Annotated in this window: 17 protein-coding genes and 1 riboswitch; of the genes, 9 read left to right on the top strand and 8 right to left on the bottom strand. The window is 61.9% G+C overall.

Annotation, left to right across the window (positions count from 1 at the left end; all coding sequences use genetic code 11):
* The first annotated feature begins 15 nt into the window (after positions 1 to 15).
* From WC421_07340 to WC421_07330, 3 genes are read left to right on the top strand one after another with little or no spacing between them, the layout of a single operon-like run.
* Positions 16 to 2,001 carry a fused ferrous iron transport protein A/B gene (locus WC421_07340; GenBank protein ID MFA5162045.1) on the top strand — a complete coding sequence of 662 codons (1,986 nt, stop codon included), beginning with the start codon at positions 16 to 18 and terminating at the stop codon, positions 1,999 to 2,001.
* Positions 1,994 to 2,281, top strand: a complete 288-nt coding sequence (locus tag WC421_07335) for a YbaB/EbfC family nucleoid-associated protein (protein MFA5162044.1) — start codon at positions 1,994 to 1,996, stop codon at positions 2,279 to 2,281. The genes WC421_07340 and WC421_07335 overlap by 8 nt, the downstream gene beginning before the upstream one ends.
* The gene (locus tag WC421_07330) at positions 2,278 to 2,640 is read left to right on the top strand and encodes a CoA-binding protein (protein ID MFA5162043.1); all 363 of its coding nucleotides are present in this window, start codon (positions 2,278 to 2,280) and stop codon (positions 2,638 to 2,640) included. Before WC421_07335 ends, WC421_07330 begins: the two co-directional genes overlap by 4 nt.
* A gap of 6 nt (positions 2,641 to 2,646) precedes the next feature.
* Here the strand turns inward: WC421_07330 and WC421_07325 are convergent, their stop codons facing one another.
* Positions 2,647 to 5,940: a UvrD-helicase domain-containing protein gene (locus tag WC421_07325; protein MFA5162042.1), complete on the bottom strand. Its 3,294-nt coding sequence runs from the start codon at positions 5,938 to 5,940 to the stop codon at positions 2,647 to 2,649.
* Complete coding sequence (locus WC421_07320; GenBank protein MFA5162041.1) at positions 5,930 to 9,016, bottom strand: PD-(D/E)XK nuclease family protein; 3,087 nt, start codon at positions 9,014 to 9,016, stop codon at positions 5,930 to 5,932. Before WC421_07320 ends, WC421_07325 begins: the two co-directional genes overlap by 11 nt.
* 66 nt (positions 9,017 to 9,082) lie before the next feature.
* Between WC421_07320 and WC421_07315 the strand changes: the two genes are divergently transcribed.
* Positions 9,083 to 10,207, top strand: a complete 1,125-nt coding sequence (locus WC421_07315; GenBank protein ID MFA5162040.1) for a peptidoglycan recognition family protein — start codon at positions 9,083 to 9,085, stop codon at positions 10,205 to 10,207.
* Between the two features lie 73 nt (positions 10,208 to 10,280).
* Here WC421_07315 and WC421_07310 read toward each other — a convergent pair whose 3' ends face one another.
* The 5 genes from WC421_07310 to WC421_07290 are packed head-to-tail and all read right to left on the bottom strand — an operon-like array spanning position 10,281 to position 16,869.
* Positions 10,281 to 11,987, bottom strand: coding sequence for a GspE/PulE family protein (locus WC421_07310; protein ID MFA5162039.1), 1,707 nt, complete (start codon positions 11,985 to 11,987; stop codon positions 10,281 to 10,283).
* Positions 11,984 to 14,764, bottom strand: coding sequence for a PAS domain S-box protein (locus WC421_07305; protein ID MFA5162038.1), 2,781 nt, complete (start codon positions 14,762 to 14,764; stop codon positions 11,984 to 11,986). The genes WC421_07310 and WC421_07305 overlap by 4 nt, the downstream gene beginning before the upstream one ends.
* Positions 14,764 to 15,099, bottom strand: coding sequence for a hypothetical protein (locus WC421_07300; GenBank protein ID MFA5162037.1), 336 nt, complete (start codon positions 15,097 to 15,099; stop codon positions 14,764 to 14,766). Before WC421_07300 ends, WC421_07305 begins: the two co-directional genes overlap by 1 nt.
* Positions 15,096 to 15,299: a hypothetical protein gene (locus WC421_07295; GenBank protein MFA5162036.1), complete on the bottom strand. Its 204-nt coding sequence runs from the start codon at positions 15,297 to 15,299 to the stop codon at positions 15,096 to 15,098. Before WC421_07295 ends, WC421_07300 begins: the two co-directional genes overlap by 4 nt.
* Positions 15,300 to 15,339: 40 nt before the next feature.
* Positions 15,340 to 16,869 carry a glycoside hydrolase family 15 protein gene (locus WC421_07290; protein ID MFA5162035.1) on the bottom strand — a complete coding sequence of 510 codons (1,530 nt, stop codon included), beginning with the start codon at positions 16,867 to 16,869 and terminating at the stop codon, positions 15,340 to 15,342.
* A 40-nt stretch (positions 16,870 to 16,909) separates the two neighbouring features.
* Positions 16,910 to 17,027: riboswitch (FMN riboswitch) on the top strand.
* Between WC421_07290 and WC421_07285 the strand changes: the two genes are divergently transcribed.
* From WC421_07285 to WC421_07265, 5 genes are all read left to right on the top strand, one after another.
* Entirely contained in the window at positions 17,012 to 18,286 is a 1,275-nt protein-coding gene (locus WC421_07285; GenBank protein ID MFA5162034.1) for a bifunctional 3,4-dihydroxy-2-butanone-4-phosphate synthase/GTP cyclohydrolase II, read from the top strand. It overlaps the preceding riboswitch by 16 nt.
* Entirely contained in the window at positions 18,283 to 18,756 is a 474-nt protein-coding gene (gene ribH / locus WC421_07280) for a 6,7-dimethyl-8-ribityllumazine synthase (protein MFA5162033.1), read from the top strand. Before WC421_07285 ends, ribH begins: the two co-directional genes overlap by 4 nt.
* Positions 18,753 to 19,868, top strand: coding sequence for a bifunctional diaminohydroxyphosphoribosylaminopyrimidine deaminase/5-amino-6-(5-phosphoribosylamino)uracil reductase RibD (gene ribD / locus WC421_07275; protein MFA5162032.1), 1,116 nt, complete (start codon positions 18,753 to 18,755; stop codon positions 19,866 to 19,868). The genes ribH and ribD overlap by 4 nt, the downstream gene beginning before the upstream one ends.
* The gene (locus WC421_07270; GenBank protein ID MFA5162031.1) at positions 19,849 to 20,457 is read left to right on the top strand and encodes a riboflavin synthase; all 609 of its coding nucleotides are present in this window, start codon (positions 19,849 to 19,851) and stop codon (positions 20,455 to 20,457) included. The genes ribD and WC421_07270 overlap by 20 nt, the downstream gene beginning before the upstream one ends.
* Before the next feature lie 124 nt (positions 20,458 to 20,581).
* On the top strand, positions 20,582 to 22,759 hold the full coding sequence (locus WC421_07265; GenBank protein ID MFA5162030.1) for a PAS domain S-box protein: 2,178 nt from the start codon (positions 20,582 to 20,584) through the stop codon (positions 22,757 to 22,759).
* An 89-nt stretch (positions 22,760 to 22,848) separates the two neighbouring features.
* Here the strand turns inward: WC421_07265 and WC421_07260 are convergent, their stop codons facing one another.
* A complete protein-coding gene (locus WC421_07260) occupies positions 22,849 to 23,667 on the bottom strand; it encodes a hypothetical protein (protein MFA5162029.1) in 819 nt (272 codons plus the stop codon).
* Positions 23,668 to 23,932 lie beyond the last annotated feature (265 nt).

Below are 23,932 nucleotides of genomic sequence, written 5' to 3'. Positions count from 1 at the left end.
TGGAATAATGGATATATGCCTTCTGCCGTGCCCTGTAAAACCGGGAATGCCACTTTAGCCTCTCTGCGGGACGGGGCGAGCGCCAAAGTTACCGCCATAGCGGGCGGAGAGTTCATGCGCAAGCGGCTTTCCGCCATGGGGATTTACGAGGGGCGGCAAATCCGCAAAATATCCTCGGCTCCGGGCGGGGCGGCGGTGGTGGAGGCGGCGGGCTGCCAGGTCGCGCTTGGCCGCAGGATATGCGAGCATGTCTCCGTGGAGCCGCGCCCCTTTCCCGTTCTTCTGACCGGAAACCCGAACGTGGGCAAAAGCGTGGTGTTTTCGCGGCTGACCGGCATAGGCGCGATAAGCTCCAACTATCCCGGAACCACGGTGGAATATCTGCACGGCTCGGCCAGGCTGGGGGGAGAGCAGTGCCGCATAACCGACGTTCCCGGCGCCTACAGCCTTGAAGCCTCCTGCAAGGCCGAGGAAGTGGCCTGCCGGATGCTTGAAGGCGCCGAAGATTCGGTATTCATCCACGTGGTGGATTCCACCAGCCTTGAGCGGAACCTGTTTTTCGCGCTGGAGATACTGTCGCTGAAGCGGCCCGTCATAATACTGCTAAACAAGTGGGACATTGCCAGGATGCGGGGCATCACCATAGACGCGGACGCCCTTTCAAAAATGCTGGGCGCGCCCTGCGTGCCTTTCGTGGCGGTAAGCGGCGAGGGTTTGCCCGAGCTGGAAAAACAGGCCGCCTCCGCCATGCGCGGCGAGCTTGCCCCCCCCTCCGCCGTTCCCCCATCCTCTGACGAGAAATGGAAGCTGATAGGCGAAATCAGCCGCCGCGCCCAGCATATCGCGCACAGGCATCCCTCCGCGCTGGAGAAAATGGCCTCGCTTTCCATTCTGCCGGCCACCGGCATACCCATAGCGCTGCTTGTGCTGGCGGCGTCATTTTATTTTGTGCGCCTTGTCGGGGAGGGGCTCGTTGATTATGTTCTGGGGCCGGCTTATTACCATTTGTATCTGCCTTTGCTGCAACTGCTGGAACCGTCGCATTACAACATGGCCGTCAAGCTGCTTTTCGGCGCTCCGGGCGAGCCGCTGAGCGGTTTCGGCGTGCTGACCTCCGGCGTGTATGTGGCTTTCGTGCCGGTGCTGGCCTATGTGCTGGCGTTTTACGCCGCGCTGGGATTTCTGGAGGACACCGGCTATATCCCCCGCCTTGCCGTGCTGCTGGACGCCGTGCTGCACAAAATCGGGCTGCACGGCTACGCCTCCGTGCCGGTGCTGCTGGGGCTTGGCTGCAAGGTGCCCGGCATTCTGGCCACCCGCGTGCTGGAGACCCGGCGCGAGAAAATCATAGCCCTCAGCCTTACTTTGCTGGCCGCGCCGTGCATGCCGCAGAGCGCGATGATAATTTCACTGCTTGCGCCGCGCGGTTTCGGCTATGTGCTGGCTGTTTTCGGCACGCTTTTGCTGACAGGCGCGCTGGCCGGCTACGCGCTCAACAAAATAATGAAGGGCGCGGAGCCGGAATTGTTCGTGGAAATCCCGGCCTGGCAGTGGCCCAATCCGCGGGTGTACGGCTCCAAGCTGTGGCTGCGCTTTAAAAATTATATCGTAGAGGCCGCGCCCATGATAATGGCCGGCATTGCCGTCATCGCGCTGGCGCAGTGGTCCGGGCTGGCGGACCGGCTGGCGTCGGTTTTTAAGGGGCCTGTGTCGCTGTGCCTGGGCCTGCCGCCGGACACCGCCTCGCCGATTTTGCTGGGCTTTCTGCGAAAAGACGTTTCCATCGCGCTGCTGGTCCCGTTTGAACTGTCGTCATGGCAGATAGTTACGGCGTCGGTTTTCCTGGCCGGCTACATGCCCTGCGCCGCCTCGCTTGCCGCGCTCTCAAACGAGGTCGGGGTGAAGGATACTTTCAAAATTGCCGCGCTTAATTTCGCGGCGGCGTTTGCCGTCGCGTCGCTGCTGCATTTCATATCCCTGCTGTGGAGGTTGCATGCTTGACAAAATCAAGGAGCTGATGCAGCTCAAGTCCAAGATGGAAGAGATGAAAAAACAGCTTGACGCCGAAACCGTGGAGGCCGCCAGCGGCGACGGGCTTGTGCACGTGAAGATGAACGGCTCGCAGAGGGTGACCGAGGTTAAGATAAACTCCGCCGGCGCGCAGCCGCAGGCGCTGGAGCAGGCCGTCCGGGAAACCGTGAACCGCGCCATAGAGTTGTCCATGCAGCTTGCCGCCAAAAAAATGGGCGCGGTGGCGGGGCTGAATTTCCCCGGCGCATGAAGGAAGTCATAGCCATAGCCGGCGTTTCGCGCAACGAGGCCAAGTTCGGCTTCCGCATATTCCGCGACCTTATCGCCTCCGGCTATTGCGTTTTCGGGCTGAACCCCGCCGGCGGGGAGGTTCTTGGCCGAAAAATATTCCGCAGCCTGGACGAGTTGCCCGAAAAGCCCGATACTCTGATGACGGTCGTTCCCCCCGAAATCACCGAAAAGCTGGTGGAGGATTGCAAGCGGCTGGGCATCGGAAAAGTCTGGATGCAGCCCGGCTCCGAATCCCGCTCCGCCATAGACAGCGCCAAAGCCGCCGGCATGGAAGTTGTTGCCAACGCCTGTTTTATGGTGGAAAAAAGAATTTGGTAGAGAGTCTTATATTACCGCGCGGGAAAGCGAGCGCAGGAATATGATTTCCGCCAGCGCGTCCTCTCCGAATATCAGGCCCGCGGCTTTGCGGTAGGCACGAGCCTGCGCGCGGTACTTTTCCGCCGCGGCGGCCTCTCCGCCGGCGGGGGCGGCCTCGGTCTTGTAATCAAACAGAACCAGTTTCCCCTCCCGCCGGAAGGCCATATCAATCACGCCCCGCATGAGGGAGCCATCCTCCTGCTCAAGCGCAAACGGCAGTTCCCGCCCCAGTATCTCGCCGGCGGCTATTTCGCCGTAAATGCCGCTTGCGGCAAAACGTGAGAGGATGCCGAAAGCCTCGTCTGCGGCGGCTTTATAATCCGGCACATGGTGCTGGAAGGCGAAATAGTTCAGCGCGCGCTCCGTCTCGTCCCGCGTTATGGCGCGCGAAAAATCGTGCAATTCCAGCACGCGGTGGCAGAGCTTGCCGATTAGCAGCCTGTCCGGTCCCGCAAATTCGGAAATCTCCTGGCGGATATGCCCGGTTTCAGCGTCGCGCTCCGCGCCGGTGGGGGTGGCGAATGTTCTCCTGCCCGCCTCGGCGTCGCGGGCCTCAAGCCTGCGCCGCCAGCGGGCGGCCCATTCGGCGGCGCGCGGGGGCTGCTCCGCCGCGCGGCGCGGCTGCGGGGCCATGGCTTGCGCGGGGATGTCTTTTACCGGAGCAAGCGGCGAGCAGCGGAATCCGGCCTCCTCCTCGGGAGAGGGCGGAATAAAGCCCGCCTTCGCCAGAAATCCGCCGAAAGAGATTTCCGGCGGCTTTTCGCGGTTGCCGGCCAGTATAAGCCTGCTTCTGGCGCGGGTCATGGCGACATAGAAAATGCGCGCTTCCTCAAAGTTTTCGTGCGCGCGTTGCTGTTCTTCAAGAACCGCCATGGCGCAGTCGCGTGATTTGCCGGCGCGCAGCCCGGTCATGCCGCAGGCCCAGTCGCACAGCGCGTCCTCGCCGCTGCCTGCGCGCCTGCGCGCGGTTATATCAGGCAGGAAAACTACCGGAAACTCCAGCCCTTTGGCCTTGTGCACGGTCATGACGCGGACGGCGTCTGTGAACTCGTCTGCCAGCGGGCTTTCGCCCTCGCGCGCGCGGTCCTCCATGAACCGGCCCGCGCGGCTTATGAAACCGGACAGCCCCAATCCCTGGTCCAGGCTGTGCGCCGCCGCTATGCGCGCGAACTTGGCTATGTTTGAAACCGTCTGTTCCCCGTGATAGGCGCGGCCCAGAATCTCCGGCGCGCGGACGGCGGCTATCGCCCGCCCGACAAAATCATCCAGCGGGGCGGAGGCGGCAAGCGAGTTAAGCTCCCGCAATATCGCGTAGAGCCGGCCTGCGGCCTCAAAGCCGGAGGGCGCGTCGCGCGTGTAATCCAGCCCATTTGCGCGGGAAAGCGCGTAAAGCTCGCCGTCGTCCAGCCCGCCCAGCGGCGAGCGCAGCGCTCCGCAGAGCGCGGTTTTGTCCGCCGGGTCGCTGGCCGCTTTAAGCAGATTCATCAGGTCCGCGGTTTCCTGGGCGGAGTAGAAAAACCTGTCCTCCTCCACCGCGTATCTGATGCCGCGCCGCTTGAAGATGTTGAGGTATTCGTCCAGCCCCGTGGCCGAGCGGAAAAGCAGCGCAACGTCTTTTAGCGCGAGTTTGCGTCCCGGCTCTATCTCCAGCGAGCCGGAGTTTTCCTCTATCCAGCCGCCGATGAATTCGGCCTGTGTCCGCCGCCAGCCGCCGGCGGAGGGGGCGCCTTCCCTGGGAGGCGGGGCCAGAAATATCTCCACACGGGGGCGCGCCGGCGCGGACTGCGCCTGCGGGCACGGCGTTATGGGCGAATAGGCGGGCTGCATCCCCTCGGCTGGCTGCATGACCGGCGGCACGGCGGAGTTGACGGCCTCCACAATCTCCCGCCCGCTTCTGAAATTGACGCTCAGCGCGCAGCGCAGCGCGCCTTGGGATTCCATGAGCTTTTCAAACTCGCCGTAGGCGCGTATGTCGGCGCCTCGGAAGCGGTATATGGACTGCTTGCTGTCGCCCACGATAAAAAGTTTGCCCGGCTCCAGCCGTATGCTTTGCCAGTCCGGGGCGGAGGATTTGCCTTCCTCGGCAAGATAGAGCAGCAGTTCTCCCTGAAGCGGGTCCGTGTCCTGGAATTCGTCTATCAGCAGCGTCTTGAACCTGGCCTTGAGCTCCGCGCGCGCGGACGGGTTGTCGCGCAGCAGGTTGCGCGACTTAAGCAGCAGGTCGTCAAAAGAAAGCATGGCCTGCCCGGCATAGGCGGCGCGGGTTTTGGCGGCGAAAGGCGCAATCAGTTCAGCCGCGTCCAGCACCGCCGCCTGGCCGGAAACCGTGGCTGTTGCCGCGAAGGAAAGCAGCGCTTTGGCCTCCTCAAAATCCTGGTCGGGCCAATTGGCGGGTTTGGCGGGTTTTTTATTCTCCGGCGCGGGATGCGGCGCGGAAAAGTCCCCGTTTTCCAGCGCGCGCGAAACTGCTGCCAGCGAGGCCGCCGCCCCATCCAGCGCTTTTTCCAGAGCGCGCGGTTTGTTCGCCGGAGCATACAGCGCGGATAATTCCGCTGCCCGCCGGGCTTTTGCCGCGCATATTTCAGCCAGTTTAGTGAAATGCGGCCTCGGGTCGTAATTTTCAAGTCTGCCGCCGCAGAGCGCGCGGGCAAGCGCGCGCAGCTCTTCCATGCCGGTTGCGCGCAGCGTTTTTTTCCACAAAGCCTCCCGCCCGCCGGAGCCGGAAAGCTCCTCCTCCAGCCAGTTGCGCCAGAGGCGGTCAAAGGCGGCGTCAAAGGCCGCGCCGGCGTCAATCTCGCTGGCGGGGTCTATGCCCGCCTCCACCGGATAAAGCCGCAGCACATGCGAGGCGAAGCTGTGTATGGTGCCTATCTGCGCCCTGTCCAGCCGCTGCAGCGCCAGCGCGGCGGATTTGCCCATCTCCGCCGGGGAACAGGCGGAGCGCGCCGCCGCTTCCGCCAGAAATTCGTCGTCCCGCCAGCCGCCGCCGGAAAAACCGGACGCCGCGTCTGCCAGCCTGGCGCAAAGGCGCAGCTTCAGCTCCGCGGCGGCTTTTTCGGTGAAGGTCAGCGCCACCAGCCGTTCCGCAGGGGACTCGCCTTCGCCCAGCCAGCCGTGCTTTATGCCGATAATCCAGAAGGCCAGCCTCTCTGTCAGCAGGCGCGTCTTGCCGGTTCCCGCGCCGGCGTCCACGATGACGTTTCTGCCGAAAGTGTATTTCGCGTCCAGCCGCTGCTTTATGTCGGCAAGCTCATTTGTCATAAAATTTCAGTTTGGAGCGCAGCTCCCGCTCGGCAAATTGCGGGCAGGTTTCCGCCCTGCGGCGGCTGGCCGGATGATTTTTGCGGCATACCGCGCCGAACTGGCACCAGGCGCACCAGCCGTGCTCCGCGCCTTCCGACGGACGGATAAAGAAAACCCCGTCCCTGGCCAGCGACAGGATGAATTCAACGCTTTGCCGCAGCCTGGGCCAGTGCGGCGCGATTTCTTCCAGTGAAAGCGGGCGCAGCCTTTTTTCGGATTCTCCGGCTTCCAGCCCCAGGACCAGCGCGCCTTCCGGGGCAAAACCCGCCAGTTCGCATACGGATTTTGCCGCCATCAGCATATAGGCCGGCGGCTGGAATGTTTCGCACTTCAAGGTTTCCGCCAGCAGGGTGGAGCTGCGCGCCCTGCGTTTGTAGTCAACCACGCGAAAAACCCGCCGCTGCGGGTCCATGTCTATGCGGTCTGCCCTGCCGCGCCATTTGACACCGCCCAGTTCGTCCAGCTTTGCGGACATTTCCTTTTCAAACAATGCCGGTTGCCAGCCGCCCAGCGCGGAAAAATCCTCCTCCACCGCGCGCGCCAGATGGGCGCGCATCGCCTCTTCCGTCATTTCCCAGATTACGGGATAGAGTCCCAGCGCGCGGCCTGCCTGCGGGGTGAAAACCTCGCCGCAGGCGGCCTCCAACCCGCGCCGCGCGGCGGAGAGGGAGAAATCCCCCCCCTCCGGCAGGCTCTGGTATGTCTGCTGCAGAATGCCGTGGTAGATTGTGCCGGACAGGTTCGCCGCCAGAGTCTCGCCGGAGGAGGGGCTGTCCGGCTCGTCCAGAGAGAGGGCGTATTTGAGGAAAAATTTCATCGGGCATTGCGCCAGCGTCTGCGCCGCCGAGGGAGAGATTCCCCTGCCGAAAAACTCCGCGGCGAAAGCCTCCGGCGGGCCGGTCATTCCGTCGTATTTGCCGGCGGAGGAGAAGGCGGATACCGCGTCAGCGGCGCCGGAGCGGCGCTCCCAGTCCGGCGGGACAATGCCAAGGGGTTCCAGTTCCGGCGCGAACGGCGCGCCGCCAAGCGCGGTTTTAAGCGACATTTCCCGTGCGGAGAGCAGCATTTCGTCCCCGCCGGACGCCTGCTCCGAAAACCGGCGCGGAAAAATCCTTTCCTCAGCCGCGCCGCCGCAGCAGCGGCGCAGCTCGGCGAGATAGACGGACGGCGCGGCGGCGCGCCCGTCCTCGTCGGAACGTTGGTAAATGCAGACCAGCCGCCTGCGCGCGGAGGAGGCGGCAAAATGAAAAAGCAGCTTTTCCTCGTCATAGCCTTCCAGTCTGGGGCGGATGGAAAACCCCTCGTGGTCGCGCATGAATCTGCGCGCGCCGTCGCGCAGAAGCGGGTCTTCGCGCACAAGGCGCGGGAACAGCTTTTCGTTAAGACCCGCAAGTATTACCGCGCCGAAAGCCGTCCCGCGCGCCGCCATTGCATCCAGCACCCGCACCCCGCCGGAGAATGCCTTCTCCGCGGGGATTTCGGCGGCGTCCAGCCGGGCCTCAAGCTCGTCCAGGAATTCGCCCGCACGGGCCCGGCGGACAGTATCATATCTTTCAAGCCCGGAAAGCGCGGCAAGGAAAGTCTCGCGGACTCCGTCCATATGCGGCGGCAGCGAGCCGCGCTCAAAGCATTCGTCAATAAGCTTTGCGGCGGTTTGCGCGTGGGCGGCCCAGTCCCCGGCGGTCTCCAGCGATGAAAGGGTCTTATCCAGCCGTTCTATCCAGCCGGCAAGCCCGGCGGCGGCTTCGGAGGGCGGGGCGCGGCGCTCTATATACGGCGGCAGGGCGGAGGCTTCCTTTAGGGCGCGCCACTGCGCCAGCCCGCCGCGGGAAAATTTAGCCGCCTGCCGCCACTGCCCGCGCGCCGCGCCTGAGAATTCCAGAATATGCTCCACCGATTCGGCGGGATAGCCGTCCCGGCGCAGAAACAGCAGGCAGCGGAACGCCTGCGCCAGCGGGCGGGAAAGAAGCGGCAGGGGCAGGTCCGCTTCAAAAGGAATGGCGTTTTCGCCGAAAATCTCCGGGATTTCGCGGCGGTACGGCTCTAACGTGCGGGCGACAAGGGCGATGTCGCGGTATTCAAAGCCGCACTCCTCCCTGAGCCGCAGTATTTCCCTGGCGGCGGCGCGTATCTCGCCGGACGCGCCTGACGCGCTTATGACGGAGACAGCCCCGGGCCGAGGCGCTGCCGGAGCGGAGCCGGGCCTGAACATCCCCTCCAGCGCGCTGCCGAGCGCGAGATTTTTCCATTCCGGCGCCAGAAAAACGGTTTTTGCGGATTTGCCTGCCAAATGCGCCTCGTGGAACCGCTGCGCGAACTCGTAGGCCGGGTGGCTTTTTACAAGAGGATAGAACAAAACCGCGTCCCGCTCCGCCAGCGCGGAGAAAAGCTCCAGTTGCAGCCCGGTCAAATCGTAAAAGCCGTAAAGCCAGATTTGCGAGTATTGCCCCAGCCAGGGCGATTCTACGGCGTTTGCGGCGGCGCAGGAGAAAAGCTCGGCGTAATTGGTGACGGGAATATGCTCCGCGCATTTGCGGTAGTATCCCAGCACGCGCATCAGCCAGCGGACGCGCTCTTCCTGCAGGCCGGAGAATGCGCCTTCCTCGGCATGGGCAAGCACGGTCGCCGGGTCTGTCTGCCCGTCGGCCAGGTCGCGCAGCGTGGAGCGCAGCGCCGAGACAAACCCCCTGCACGACGAAGGCGCCCGGCAGCCGGGAAAAGTTTCGGTTATAAAGCGGACGATGAAATCCTGAAAGCCCGAATCCCCTGCCAGCGGGTATGGCCTGCCGGAGGGGCCGCCGCGCGGCGGCGGATTTTCCGCCGCGAGGTTTACGGCCAGGCTTATAAAGGTGTGAAACGCCACCCCCCCGGCGCAGCCATGCTCGCGCGCGAGCGTTTCCTGCAGCCTGTCCGCGCAGGCGCGCGACGGGGCGGCCACAAGAATGCCGGCGGGGCCCTTTTTCAGGCGGGCGCCGGCGCGCGCGGCAAAAGCCGCCGCCAGTTGATGATAATCCCCGCAGACCGTTTCCAGCATGGCATAACATTATGCTAATTTGCGGCGCACTTGACAAAAGCGTCTGCGTGTGGTAAAACTGGAGCCATGAGAACACGCATATTGATGATGGCGGCATTTCTCGCCCTGCCGGGTAGTTCCATGGCGGGCGAGATAGGCGAATCGCTCAATTTCGGCGATTCGGGTTTCGGTTTCCGAGCGGTAATCATAAATCCCGCGCAATCCGGCGCGGTGTTTACCAGCCGCGTAAGCCGCCCGGCGGCGGAGCCGTACGATACTCTGGCGATGGAGGGCCGCATGAGCGACCCGGGGCTTGCCGCGGAGGCCAGAAGCGGCGACGGCGACTGGCAGGCCATGACGGTGAAGCATTTTGACGGCGGACGGTTCTGGGCCAAAATCAGGTTTCCGTCCGCGTCGGCAAACCCGGTGCAGATACGGCTGTTGAACGCGGGCCTCAAGGGGAAGTGCGAAGTTGCGGTTTACGATGTTGAGGTGTTTGAGGACAAGGGCGAGCTTAAAGACGACGGCGGCGCGCTGCCGGAACCGCCGCCTTCCGCAAGGCTGTCCGCGCCGCCGGCTATACCGGGGCTTTCCTTTGTTTCGCGCTCCGCCTGGAAGGCCGAACCGCCCAACGGCAGCTACACCGGGCAGACGCCGTCCAGAGTCACTCTTCACCACACGGCGGGCCATCAGCCCATGAACAGGGCGGACGGCATAAAGGAAATGCGGTTCCTGCAGGATTATCACAAAAACGTGCGCCACTGGACGGATATCGCCTATCATTTTGTCATAGACGGCGAGGGAACCATATATCAGGGCAGGCCCATAAACGCGCAGGGCGCCCATGTGCTTAATAACAACGCCAACAATGCCGGCGTGTCCGTGATGGGCAATTTCATGGACGGCCCGCCGACCAAGGCGCAATTGAAGGCCGTTGAAACCGCGCTGACCCAGATAGCCAAGTTTTACAAGATAGGGGTAAAGAAAATTTACGCCCACCGCGAGATTGGCAGTTCCGACTGTCCCGGCAATGTCTTGTATGACAAGTTCCTGGACATACGCTCAACGCTTAATGTCAAGGGCGATGCGCAGCCGGACACGGAAGCCGCGCCGCGGGTGCTGCTTGAGAAGGCGCCGGGAAGCGACGCCGTGCCGCTGGGGCTTAAAAACGCGGGCCAGCTGGATTATCTGTTCCGCAGAAACGTCTGGTAGCCGACAAAGTGCAGGAACAGGCCGCCGCCGGCTAGCCGGCGGCGGCCTGTTTTATATGGAACGGGAGCGCGGGTTACTCGCCCACGGCGGCGGCGGTTACCACTTCCTCAAGGCTGGTGGAGCCTTCGCGCACCTTGTCCAACCCGACGTCAAACAGGAATTTCGTGCCCTCGCGTTTTGCCTGGGCCACAAGCGCGGGCAGCGGCTCTTTGCGTTGTATCATGTCGGAAAGGGCGGGTGTTACGAATATAACCTCGTAAAGGCCGATTCTGCCGCGGTAGCCCAGGCCGTTGCACTGCTCGCAGCCGACATGGGTGTAGAGGACATCCCCTTCAGCGAAACCGTATTTTTTTATGACATCCGGCGGAGGAGGATAGGACTGCTTGCAGTTTGGACAAAGTTTGCGCACAAGCCGCTGCGCTTCCACCACGCGCAACGTGGAGGCGAGCAGGAACGGCTCTATCCCCATATCCTCAAGGCGGGATACCGCGGAAAGCGCGTCGTTGGTGTGCAGCGTTGAGAGGACCAGGTGGCCCGTAAGCGCGGCGCGCAGGCAGATTTCGGCGGTTTCGGCGTCGCGGGTTTCGCCAAGCATGATGATGTCCGGGTCCTGGCGGAGGAAAGAGCGCAGCGCGCCTGAAAAAGTCAGCCCCACCTTCGGTTTCACCTGCACCTGGTTGATGCCGTGGAACTTGTATTCCACGGGGTCTTCAACGGTCATTATGTTCTTTTCCGGCGAGTTGAGCATTTGCAGCGCCGTATAAAGCGTTGTGGACTTGCCCGAGCCGGTGGGGCCGGTTACATAAATCAGCCCGTTGGGGCAGTTTATGCCTTTGACGAAAGCGTCAAGCTGCGCTTTCTGGAAGCCCAGCTTTTCAAAATCCAGCGGGAGTTTGTCCTTGTTAAGGATACGCATGACCATCTTCTCGCCGTACACCGTGGGGCAGGTGGACACGCGCACGTCCACCCGCGCGCTGTTGTAGCGCATGGTAAACGACCCGTCCTGTGGCACGCGCTTTTCGGCTATGTCCAGCTTGCTTAATATCTTGATGCGCGAGATAAGCGGCACGAACATGGATTTCGGCGGAGGCGGCACCTCGCTTAAAATGCCGTCTATGCGGAAGCGGATGCGGATTTCCTCGGCATACGGCTCCACGTGTATGTCGCTGGCGCGCTGCTGCAGCGAGGTTTCAAGCATCTTGTTTACAAACAGCACAACCTGCGTCTCGCGCGTGGCGGGGATGGGCTTGTTGAGGTCCAGGACTTCCTCGGTCTCGTCGTCCTCGTCGCCTTTGCTGGCGGGCAGCAGGTCCGAGGCCAGTTCCTTGACCTCGTCGCGCTGGCCGTAATGGGTGTTAAGCGCGTTTGTTATGGCGGTTATGGTGGCCACCGAAAGCTGCACTTTCAGCCCGGTATAGAGGTAAATCTCCTGCACGATGAAAATCTCTGACGGGTTTATCACGGCCACGCGCAGCGTATCCTCTGCTTTTTCCAGCGCGATGACCTTGTTGGCGCGCGCGAAACGTTCCGGCAGCAGGTTCGCCAGCTCTATGGATTTTTCGGCGGACTTGGCGAATTCCTCGTCCGGGATGAAGGGCACTTTGAAATAGTCGCAATACGACTGGGCAATGTCGGCTTCGGTGGCGAATTTGGAGGATACCAGCGCCTCTTCTACGGTGGTGTTGTCCTTGTGCTGCGCGGTCAGAATTTGCGGAATATCCTTCTCCTCCAGCGCTTTTTTGCTGAGGAACAGTTCCAGTATCAGTGATTTTTCGCTCATGGCTGCGCGAGGGGCAGCAGAACGGTTACCGTGGTGCCCTCTCCCTCCACGCTGGAAAGCGTCATGTCGCCTCTATGGTTATTGACTATGGATTTGGATACGGAAAGCCCCAGTCCCGTTCCCTGCGTCTGGCCGTGGCGCACGTCGCGCCAGACGCGGCGTATTGTCATTCCGGGCGAGCCCGGTCCTATGCCTGTTTCCACGGGGTGCGACTCCAGAGTCCTGTTATATATTTTGGTTGTGAAAAAAGGCTCAAAAATGCGCTGCATGTCCTGCTGTCTGATACCGACGCCGTTATCCTTGATCTCCATGGCGCAGTAAAGTCTTTTCCCGGACAACTCGGGACGCGATGTTTTGTATGTGCGCACGCTTATCCGGCCCTCGCTGCGGCGCGGGATGGCCTGCGCGGCGTTTACCAGGACATTTATTATGACCTGTATAATCTGGTTGCGGTCCACATCCACTTCAAGGCCGCGTTCATAGTCTGCGGAAAAAGAGACGTGGTTTTTCTCCTCCGCGGGGATGTTGTTTATGGCGTAGTCTATAAGCGATTCGGGGGCGAGGCGCTCCGTCTGCATTTCCGAGGGGCGGGCAAACCGCAGCAGATTGCGCACTATGGTGTCGGCGCGCATGGTGGCGTCCTTTATCTTTATCATCGCCAGGAATACTTCGGAGTAAGGCGAGTGCGGGCAGTCGGCCGGATAGGCCAGCTCCAGCAGATAGCGGTTGAGAAATTTCACATAGCTGCGCTCCACCGGCAGCAGCGAGGAAAATTCCTGCTTGCGCGACTCTGCGGTGAGGCGCACCAGTTCCTGTGCCTCGCGGTTGGGCGCCGTCTTGCCCAGCGCGCTCCATTTCTCGTAAAAGGAGTTGGAATCCAGAACTTCGTTCAGGGCGGATATCGCCTGCTTCTCGTTTTCCACGGGCCAGGATTGCGCCAGCCCGTCCGCGGCCAGGCGCAGCAGCAGCACGGCGGGCAGCTTGGCGCCGGTGAACTCGTCCTCCCGGAAGTCTATGGAAACGAGGTCTTTTATCTGCAGATACTCTATGCCGCCCAGAATGATGCCCAGCGGATTTTTTATCTCGTGCGCTATGCCGGAGGAAAAGCGCCCCAGCGCCGCCATCTTCTCGGACTGTATAAGCTGGAGATTGGCGTCCTGCAGCTCCGAATACGCCGCGGAAAGCTCGGCATTGGCCGTGGCCAGTTCTTTGGTGCGTTCCTGCACGCGCAGTTCAAGTTCGGCGCGGGCCTTTTCCAGCTCGCGCTGGGCCTTTTTCTGCTCGGTTATGTCGCGCAGCACGCCTTCAAAGCCCGCGCCCCTGCCCGGTCTCAGCGACGAGGTTATCAGGCAGTCCATAACAGCGCCGCTGGACTTTCTGAGTTTTATCTCGTAGTTTCTGACCGCGCCGCGCGTTTCCACCTCGCCCAGGAAGGCGGAAAGGTCGCTGTCGCTTATGAAAATGTCGCGCAGATGCGCGCCGGCGCGGAACTGTTCCTCGCTGTAGCCGAACAGGTCAAGAAATGCGTGATTGGCCTCTGTCAGCGCGCCGCCGGCGTCGGCCAGATATATGGCATCAAGGAAATCCTCAAAAAGGCTGCGGTATTTGTTCTCGCTTTCGGCCAGGGCGTATTCCGCGCGCTTGAGGCTGGTTATGTCGGCTCCCACGCAGAGTATTTCCCTGCCGCCGTTATCCAGCTTGATGAGCCGGCTGGTCCAGGCGATGGAGGCCGTCTCCCCCCCGCGTCTGAGGTTTTCGGACTGGAAGGAGAGGCTGCTTTCACCGCCCTGGGCCAGGCGGCGCAGCATGGCCGCCGCCTCGGAATACGGGGCGCTTTCCCGCGGAAACAACGTTGTTATAAAATTTTTCCCCAGGATTTCGTTCTCCCCGAAACCGAAAAAGCTCTGCGCGAACTCGTTGAAAAAAGTTATGTTGCCGGAGAGGTCCACGCGCATTATGATGCTGCTGGCATTTTCCACCAGCAGGCGGTATTTGGTTTCGCTGCGGGCGAGGGCCTGCTGCGCCAGCCGCGCCTCGCTGACGTCCCAGAAGGCAAGCACCGCGCCGTGAACCTCGCCGTTCTCTTTGACTATGGGGGTGGCCTTGCAGCCCACAGCCACATTCCTGCCGCCCATGGTGGACAGAATTATGTCAAACGGCGCGCGCACCATGTCGTTGCGCTCCATCGCGGAAAAAACCGGATTGGGAATGCGGCGGCCCGTTTTTTCATCCTTGATCTCAACCACGTCGTCTATGAAGCGGCCCGCGCATTTGTTGCCGGCGCAGCCGGTAACGGCCTCTGCCACGTTGTTCATCAGGCGCACGCAGCCGCCCCTGTCAACTGCAATAACGGCGTCCGCTATGCTTTTGAGCGTTGCCGAGAGCCAGCGCCGGCTTTCCATCAGCGCGGCTTCGGTTTCCCTGCGGTAAAGCGCGAATTTGACAAAGCCCGCCGCCTCGCCCGGGCGCAGCGGATTGTCCGCGCAGCCGGGCGCGCCTGAGGGGGTTGCGGGGCAGGCGCATTCCTCCGGGGCGAAAAAAACCACGGGGATGGACGCTTTTTCCTCTATTAAAGACGCCGCTTTCTGCGCCGAGGCCGCGTCGCCGCCGAATCTTATGTCCACCAATGCCATGTCCGCCGCGCCGCGCGCGCAGGCGTCCAGCGCTTCTTTGAGGCTGGTTGCCGCGGCGGCGACGTCGCAGCCGGCATCGCTGATTGATTTTGCGAGGCCGTTCTGCGCGGCGTTTGCGGCTATAAGTATTCTTATTCTGGCCATTATGGCGCTTTCTGCTCCGCGGCAAGGCTGCCTTTCATGTTGCACTCGGCGTATACCCGCACCACCGCGCCGCTTTTGAGTTCGGGCAGCAGGTATACCGCGGTCTGGGTTTTCTCATCCTGCTGCAAGGCGAAATTCTGCGAGACCAGCGTTTTGCCGTCAAGGCTTACCGCGATTTTGTCGATGTAATGCTTAAGCCTGTTCCGCGTGTTGTGGTCCACTGTTACGTTGACCTGCTTGCCGGTTATGGAGATATGTATCGCGGAAGGCGGGTGCGCAAAAGCCGGAACCGCCGAGAGCAAAGCCGTTGCAGTGAAAGCGAAAGCGAGTTTCATTTGCCTGCTCCTCCCGGCGGAATGGCCGGGCGCCTGAACCTGAACTGTTTATATGCCGCCAGCGATGCGTGAACCAGAGCCAGCGTTACTGCGGCTGCGGCGGTTATGTGGTGACTCCTGCCGGATGCCGCCAGCGCAACAGTGGCCAGCAGACAGAGCAAAGCGAACGCGCCTGTCCACAGAACCGCTCGGTATATCATGCGGATACTATTTTAACAAAAACCGCGGCAAACGCAAGTATCAGTAAAGCCCGGCGGCCTCCCTGCGGGCCTGCTCCGCCGCCAGGAAGGAGGCAAAGCTCCACGAAAGGTTCCGCGCCGATACGGGCGCGCCGGTGGTTTTGTCAAACTGTTCGGCTATATCGCCGGAGGGCGGAATGCAGCGGCGGGCCGTTCTCATAACATCGTCGCCGCGCAGGACCAGTCCGCGCAGCAGGTCCGCGCGCAGTCCGGGGGCAAGCAGATTGTCTCCGGCGGCGGGCATGGCGGTCCGGCCCGCGCGGCGCAGCGCGCGGGAGAAAAATTCCAGGTTCAGCGGCGTGGCGGACAGTTCGCTTTTTTTCGCCGCCAGCGAGGCTGCCCTGTAATGCGCCTGAGCCCAGGCGAATGTGGCGAACGCCCACGGGTTGCCGCCGTAATAATCGTCCCCGTCGTAGCGGCCCATGGCGGCGCCCTCGTCCTGCGCGCGGGCGCGGTTGAGCGGATATGTTTTTGCGAACAGGTCCTCAAGTTTGACCGTCGTGGAAAGCACCCTGTCGCCCAGCAGCGAGTGGGGCCCGTCTTCAAGGCCGGAATGCAGCGCCGCCATCACAATGGCAAAGTCAAGATTGCCGCCGGGCTTTGGCCGTTCCGTGCCGTCCCAGTAAATCTGTTTTCCGAGATGAAAGGCGTAGAACCCGGCGTCGCTTCGCCAGTAGCCTTCCAGCGCGGAGCGCAGCGCGCCCGCTGCGGCGGAATATGATTTGGCGCGCTCCCCCTCCCCTTTGGCCGCCGCCCAGGCGGAGCCGGCCTCCAGCGCCGCCAGTTGCACTACGGCGGCATAATAATCCGCGCCCCTGTATTCCTCCCACAGGTCAAAGGCGGGTTTGTCCCATGCGGAGGCGATAAAATCCAGGTCCGCAAGCGCGGCGGCGCGCAGTTCGGCGGCGGTTTTGTCCGGCAGCGGGGCGCGGCGCGATTCATGGCGGATCAGAGTCAGCGCGCGCAGCGCGGGGCCGTCGTGCTGGGGGCGGGACCATTTCAGCACGTCGGCGGAACCGTCCATGTTAAAGCGCGGCTCGCCCAGCCCGCCGTCCGGGAAGTCCGTTTGAAGGCCGCGCGAAAAATGTATGAAATCCGCCAGCATGGCCTGCCTTTCCGGGGACGGGGCTTTCGCGTCCAGCGCGGACAGAACGTCCATCACGATGGCGGAATCCCGGGTCCAGTGGAAGAAATAATCCGGTTCCGGCGGCTTTCCGGGCGGGGCGGCGCAGACCGAGCCGGGCGCGGCCTTTATGCCGCTTAGTATCAAATCAGCCCCCTCCGCGCGGAAGCGGGGGTCTTTGCGGGCCAGCATGTCTTTGACATAATCCTTGCGTTCGTCTGTCACGAACTGCATGCCGAATCTCTTTTCTCCGGACAGGCCGGAGGAGATATTGGCCGTCATCCCGGACAGGGCGACGGTTTTCTGGCGGTTCAGCCAGCCGTCAAGAGATTCCGCGGTTTTCCTGTCGGGAACCCCGGCGCATGAACAAAGCAACGCGCAGCAGAGCGATAATAAGGTTATTCTCATAGCTGGGCTTATGGTATCAGATTTTGGTATAATAGTATTGCTTGCTCTTCGGGGCATGGTGAAATTCCAGACCGGCGGTACAGCCCGCGAGCCGAAAAACGGCATGACCCGGTGAAATTCCGGGGCCGATGGTAAAGTCCAGATGAGAGAAGAGCTTGCCGGCGCGCCGCGCCGGCGCTTCCATTTTCGCCCCCGGAGAGAAGGGGGCGTTATCGTTTATAAGAAGACTTCCGTTTTTGCTTCCGCAGAAGACATCATAGCCGATTTCAAGGCCGGGAAACTCGTAGTTATCGCCGACGACGAATCGCGCGAGAACGAGGGCGACCTCGTCATTGCCGCGCAGTTCTGCGGCCCGCGCGAGGTGAATTTCATGGCGGCGCACGGGCGCGGCCTGATATGCGTCGCCGCGCAGTCGCGCCGGCTGGACGAACTGGGGCTGGAGCGCATGGCCGCCCCCTCGGGCGACATATACAAGACCGACTGGGCCGTCTCCGTTGACGCCAAAGCCGGGGTTACCACCGGCATTTCCGCCCACGACAGGGCGCGCACCATAGCCGCGCTTGTAAATCCCAAAACCGTCCCGGAGGATTTGGCGCGTCCCGGGCATGTTTTCCCGCTGCGCGCCAGGGAGGGCGGCGTTCTTGTCCGCGCCGGACATACCGAGGCGGCAGTGGACCTGGCCCGCGCCGCCGGCCTCTATCCCGCCGGAGTGATTTGCGAGATACTCAATAAGGACGGCACCATGGCCCGCGTGCCGCAACTGCGCCGTTTCTGCGCGCGGCACGGGCTGAAGCTTGGCACGGTAGCCGATATCATAGCCTTCCGCCGCAGGGCGGAGACGCTGGTGCAGAAGCAGTCCTCGGCCCGGCTGCCGACGGAATTCGGCGTTTTTGAGATGACGGTGTACCGCAGCCTGGTTGACGGGCGCGAGCATATAGCCCTTGTCTGCGGAAAACCGCAGGGCGAGGCGCTGGTAAGGGTGCATTCGGAATGCATCACCGGCGACGTCTTTGGCTCGCTGCGGTGCGACTGCGGCTCGCAGTTGCGCGCCGCCATGCGGATGATAGCCGAAAACGGCTCCGGCGCGCTGCTCTACATGCGCCAGGAGGGGCGCGGAATAGGGCTGGTGAACAAGCTAAAGGCCTACGGGCTTCAGGACGAGGGTTTTGACACCGTGGAAGCAAACGTCAAGCTGGGTTTCGCCGCCGATCTGCGCGATTACGGAGAGGGCGCGCAGATTCTGGCGGACCTGGGCGCGCGGAAAATCAGGCTTATAACCAACAACCCCCGCAAAATCGCGGGGCTTTCCGGCTACGGGCTGGAAATAACGGAGCGGGTGCCGCTTGTAATTCCCGGCAACAGGGAAAACAGCCGCTACCTCCGCGCCAAGAAAACGAGGCTGGGACATCTGCTATGAACATAAAAACAACGGAAGGAATGCTTAACGGGGAAGGGCTTAAGTTCGCCGTCGCGGTTTCCCGGTTCAACGATTTCATCACCGGCAAGCTGCTGGAAGGCGCGCTTGACGCGCTTGCCCGCCATGGCGCGCGCGAGGCGGATATAGAAATAGCCAGGGCCCCCGGCGCCTTTGAGTTGCCGCAGCTTGCGCAGCGGCTGGCAATGTCCAAACGCTATGACGCCGTCATCTGCCTGGGGGCGGTGATAAGGGGCGCGACCTCGCATTACGAGCTTGTCTGCGGCGAGGCCGCGCGCGGCATAGCCCAGGCGGCGATGGGTTCCGGCGTGCCGGTCATTTTCGGCGTGGTTACGGCGGACAATCTGGAACAGGCCATAGAGCGCGCAGGCAGCAAGCAGGGCAACAAGGGCGCGCAGGCCGCCGCCGCCGCGATAGAGATGGCCGACCTGTGGCGCAAACTGAAAAAATGAGCTTTTCCCCGGAGGACGAGCGCTTCATGCTGCGCGCGCTGGAGATAGCGCGCAGGGGAGTCATGGGCGCGCATCCCAATCCGATGGTGGGGGCGGTTGTGGCCAGGTCCGGGCGTATCGTCGGGGAAGGGGCGCATTTGCGCTTCGGCGGGCCTCATGCCGAGATAAACGCGATACGGGATGCCGGCGCAGCCGCGCGGGGCGCAACCTTGTATGTTACGCTGGAACCATGCTCCTCATGCGGGAAAACCCCCCCGTGTTCCGAGGCGATAATAAAGGCCGGAATACGCGGGGTCGTTTTCGGCGCGCGGGATCCTAACCCCGCCAATTGCGGGCGCGCCGCCCGCGTCCTGCGCGCGGCGGGAATCAAAACCCGCGCGGGGCTGCTGGCAAAGCGGTGCGGGGCGCTCAATCCCGGATTTAACAAGCTGATGCGCGAAGGCCTGCCTTATGTGACGGCCAAAATCGCCCAGAGCCTTGACGGCAGGGTTGCCGACCGCCTCGGCAATTCCCGCTGGATAACGGGCGCGGAATCCCGCCGTTTCGTCCACCGCCTGCGCGCGGAAAGCGACGCGGTGATAACCGGCATAGGCACTGTTCTGTCTGACAATCCCATGCTTAATGCAAGACTGCCGGGCGCGCGCCAGCCGCTTCGCGTGGTGGCGGATACGGAACTTAGAATCCCCGTCTCCTGCGATATGGTCAAAACAGCGCGTGAGCATCCGCTGCTTGTGGCATGTTCTTCGGACGCGCCGGCTGCAAAGCGGCGCGCGCTGGAAAAGGCGGGCTGCGGGGTGCTGGCTTTCAAAACCGGCGGGCGCGTCCCGCTTGCGCCGCTTATGCGCGAACTGGGCCGGCGCGGCATCGCCTATGCCATGCTGGAATCCGGTCCCGCCCTGTGCGGCGCTTTCAGCGACGCGGGGCTTGTGGACAAATTTATTTTCATCAGCGCGCCAGCGGTTTTCGGCGGCGGGAAAGCGCTGCCCTCGCTGGGCGGGCGCGGAATCGCGCGCGTCTCCGGCGGGCTGCTGGGACTGCGGCTTGAAAATGTGTCCGTCCGCATGTGCGGCGGGGATATAGTGGCGGAGGGTCATGTTCACCGGAATAATTGAAGCGGAAGGCGAAATACTGCGCGCCGGAACGGGCCGGCTGGAACTGCGCCTCCCCCCCGGCTGGAAGCCGGATTTGGGCGAGAGCATAGCGGTCAACGGCGTCTGCCTGACCGTGGCTTTGTTCGCCGGAGGGACGGCGGCATTTGATGTGTCGCCGGAAACATTCCGCAAAACGGCTTTTCACGCTTTGCGGCGCGGCGGCAGGGTTAATCTGGAGCGCGCGCTTAAGCTGGGCTCCCGCCTTGGCGGGCATATCGTTACCGGGCATGTCAAAACCGCCGTAAGGCTTGTTTCCGTCGTCCCGCGCGCGGCGGCGCGTATTATGCGTTTTGCCGCCCCGGCGGAAGCGTCCGGGGATTTGATTGAGGAAGGCTCCGCCGCGCTGGACGGGGTAAGCCTTACGATAGCCTCCGTCCGCAACTGCGAATTTGAAACCGCCGTCATACCCGCCACATGGTCCGCCACCGCACTGAAATACCGCAATCCGGGCGATATGCTGAACTTCGAGCCCGATATCCTTCTCAAATACGCCCGCCGGGGAGGAAATTCCATTACGGAAAACTTCCTTTCTGAAAACGGGTTTCGGTAGAAACCACTTGCGGATAGTACAATAAAGAGCCAGACTATAATATAGGCTGAATAAAGGCCGATATTCCAGTTTGGCATTGGGCGATGTATTCTTGTAAATTCTACAACAGGTGCAGAGGGGTAGTATGAAGACCATACATTCCGGCCAGCACAGGCGGTTGGTCGCCAAGCTGATAGCGGCCAGAAAGGGAGCGGGTCTTCTGCAACGGGAGGCGGCACGACTCTTGCGTGTCACGCAATCCTACTTGTCGAAAATAGAGTCGGGTCAGGTAAGACTGGACGTCATACAACTCAAGAAGTTTGCGGTGACATACCGCAAGCCTCTTGAGTTTTTTTTGGAGTCGCCGGCGGTTGCGCTGGGGGGCGCGGCGTCCTCCGGCTATATGGTGAAAATCAAGCCGGATGCGGAGGCTGATTCTCGCGAGCCGGTTGAAGGTTCCGAGGATACCGTCATCGCCGAGATGGACAGAAACGGCATCATCACCTATATAAGCCCGTCCGTGAAAAATATACTGGGCTACGAGGTGGGCGAGCTGGTGGGCACAAGCGTTTTCGCGCTGGTGCCGGAAGAGCTCAGGCAGGCTCGCAGGAAATTCGTGGAAGACATAATGAAGCACGGACAGGCTTTTTACCAGGTAAGCCAGCCCGTGCTCAACAAGCAGGGCCGTCCGGTGCTATTTGAACTGAATGGAATTCCTTTTTACGACGGCAATTGCAAGCTCGGCGGCTACAGGGGCATTTACCGCCTCTGCAACAAGAACGAAAGTTCTATTATACGCTGGTACTCCGCGCTGGTGGAATGCTCTCCGCACGGAATGGGCGTGGCGAGCAACGGCAAAGTGCGCTATACCAACCTGGCGCTGCAGCGTATGCTGGGATACACTTCTGAAGAGATGAACGGCATGGACATCCTGGAGTTTTTCCCCCCCGGCCTGCGCCCCATGATAACCGCCAGATACGCCGCCCGGCTGCGCGGCGAGGCTGTTCCCCAGTCCTACGGGACGCAGTTTCTGGTCAAGGGCGGGCGCATTGCAGACGGCATCCTTTCGGTGCTTCCGATACGCGGCAGCGACGCCGTGCCGGAACACGTGATCATCGTGCGTGAAAGCGCCGTTTCTTCCGCGGACAGGGAGGAACTGCTGCGCCGCCGCGAGCAGGCGGAAATTTCCAACCGCGTGAAAACCCGCTACCTGGCCGAAATGTCGCATGAAATCCGCACGCCGCTTAACGCGCTAAAGGGGTTTTCGGAACTGCTGGCCAAAACCGGCATGGACGATACGCAGCGCGAATATGTCGGCATAATGCAGGAGAGCGCGGAAACGCTGGGCATACTGCTGGGCGACATCATAGACGTGGCCAAGATAGAGATGGGCAAGATGGAACTGGAGGAGATAGATTTCAGCCTGCGCGAGGCGGCGGAAAGCGCGCTTAACCTTGTGCGCCATCAGGCGCTGGCGAAGGGGCTGGCGCTGCGGCTTGAAATGGACGCCTCCGCCCAATGCGATATGCGCGGCGACCCCGCGCGCGTGCGCCAGATACTCCTGAACCTGCTTTCCAATGCGGTGAAATTCACCCATGAGGGCGAGGTTGTGCTTGCCATAGCCTGTTCCCTCCAAGACGATGGGAAAATCCGCGCGGAAATATCGGTGCGCGACACCGGCATGGGAATCCCCCCGGAAGCCCAGGCGAAGTTGTTCGAGCCTTTTACCCAGGCCGGTCCTTCGGTGTGGCGCAATTTCGGCGGCTCCGGGCTGGGGCTTGGCATAGTGCGCACGCTGTCCGCCCGAATGGGCGGCGGCGTCTCGCTGAAATCCGAGCCGGGCAAAGGCAGCGTTTTCACCGTAACCTTCGTCATGCCGCGCGCCGAGAAGGGCGGGCCGCCGCAATCGGGCGCCGCGCTGATAGCGGCGGACAAGCCCGCCAAACCGTTCTCAGGGGTGCGCGCCTTGCTGGTGGAGGATAACCCGGTCAATCTTAAACTGGCCCGGATACTGCTTGAAAACCTCGGTTGTGAGGTGGACGCGGCCTCAGGCGGGGCGCAGGCGCTGGAGATGGCGCGCGCGAAGAAATACCATGTCGTCATACTGGATATGGTGATGCCGGAAATGTCAGGGCTGGAGACGGCGCGCGCCATGCGCGGACGGTTGTCCCTTGCCATGCCCATAATCGCGCTTACCGCCGCCGCGCTGAAAGAAGACCGCGACGCCGCCCTTGCCGCCGGGATAAACGATTATATCACCAAGCCCATAAAACCCGCCGAACTTGAGGAGAAACTGGCCCGGCACATCGTGCGCTACGGATAACCTGTTGCCGTTATATCCGGTGGTTTTGCGGACGGGAAATGTAAAGCCCCGGCTCCTTGCGGAGCCGGGGCTTTCTGCCGCATTTGAAATCAGAACTGAGCGGCGTCGGACGAGCCGATGTCGCGCGGGTGATGCGGCGGGTGATGCGGCGGAGGCGGCGGGTACTGCGGAGGCTGGTGCGGCGGGTGATGCGGGGGAGGCGGCGGGTATGGTCCGGGGGGCGGGTACGGTCCGGGCGGCGGAGGTGGATACGGTCCCTGATTGGAGTTTCCATCCATCAACGTTGCGGCGTAATAGGCGGCCAGCGAACCCAGTACCGCTTTCGGAAACTGCGCGGGGTTGATGGTGCCGCTTACGGCGTACCGCGTAAAGCGCAGGTCGTATCCCCGGCCATAGTCGGCGCCGTACATCTCGCCGTTCCAGTCCATATTGAACTGGGCTGCGCCGGAATAACCTGCCTGCGGGATGCTCGCCTGCATATAGACAGTGCCGCCCTGCCGGCTGAAGTAAATATCCATATTCTGCACGCGGTATGATCCGCCCGGCGTGCCGACGATGCCGTAGCGCACCTCGGCTCCGTCAATGAACGCCTGCACGGAGTACATGCCGTAGCCCACATGCCCCACATTGACAGTGAAGCCGTTGCGCCAGTCCTGCACTTGGACATTGTTGCCGCCCAGATTTATGGAGGCATTCAGCTGCATGCCGTAGCCGTAAGGCGGCGCCTGTCTTTGCGAGGGCGCTTCCTCCGGCGATTTTGCGTCGCTTTGCCGCGCGTCCGGCGTTTCAATGTCAGACGGCGAAGTGCCCAGCGCAAACGGGGAATATCCCGCATCCGCCAGGCTCAGCGCGTAAACCGGCTGCGCGCCGAACGCGGCGGCCATCAGCACGGACAGAACATATTTCATTTGGTCACACTCCTTATTAGCGTGGCGAGTCCCAAGACTCACTTGGGTTCATTGTAGTAATGGCGCGCCGCCCCCACATGGGCCGTTGGACCTATCCCCGTCAACTTGATTTTAGCAATACAAAATCCATTTTTCCCATTAACCTGAAAACTTCAGTAGCCCGTGCTTTTGCCAATGAAAGCCGGGAATGTTTTTGTGCCTGATTTTTTCGCTCTTTTTATTGCCCGATAACGCCTCCTTTTACCTGTTCCTTTTCATCCGCTTT

It is taken from the genome of Elusimicrobiales bacterium (genome assembly GCA_041651175.1).
Taxonomy (GTDB): Bacteria; Elusimicrobiota; Elusimicrobia; order Elusimicrobiales; family Elusimicrobiaceae; genus JAQTYB01.
This window is presented reverse-complemented; position numbering and strand designations above follow the sequence as displayed.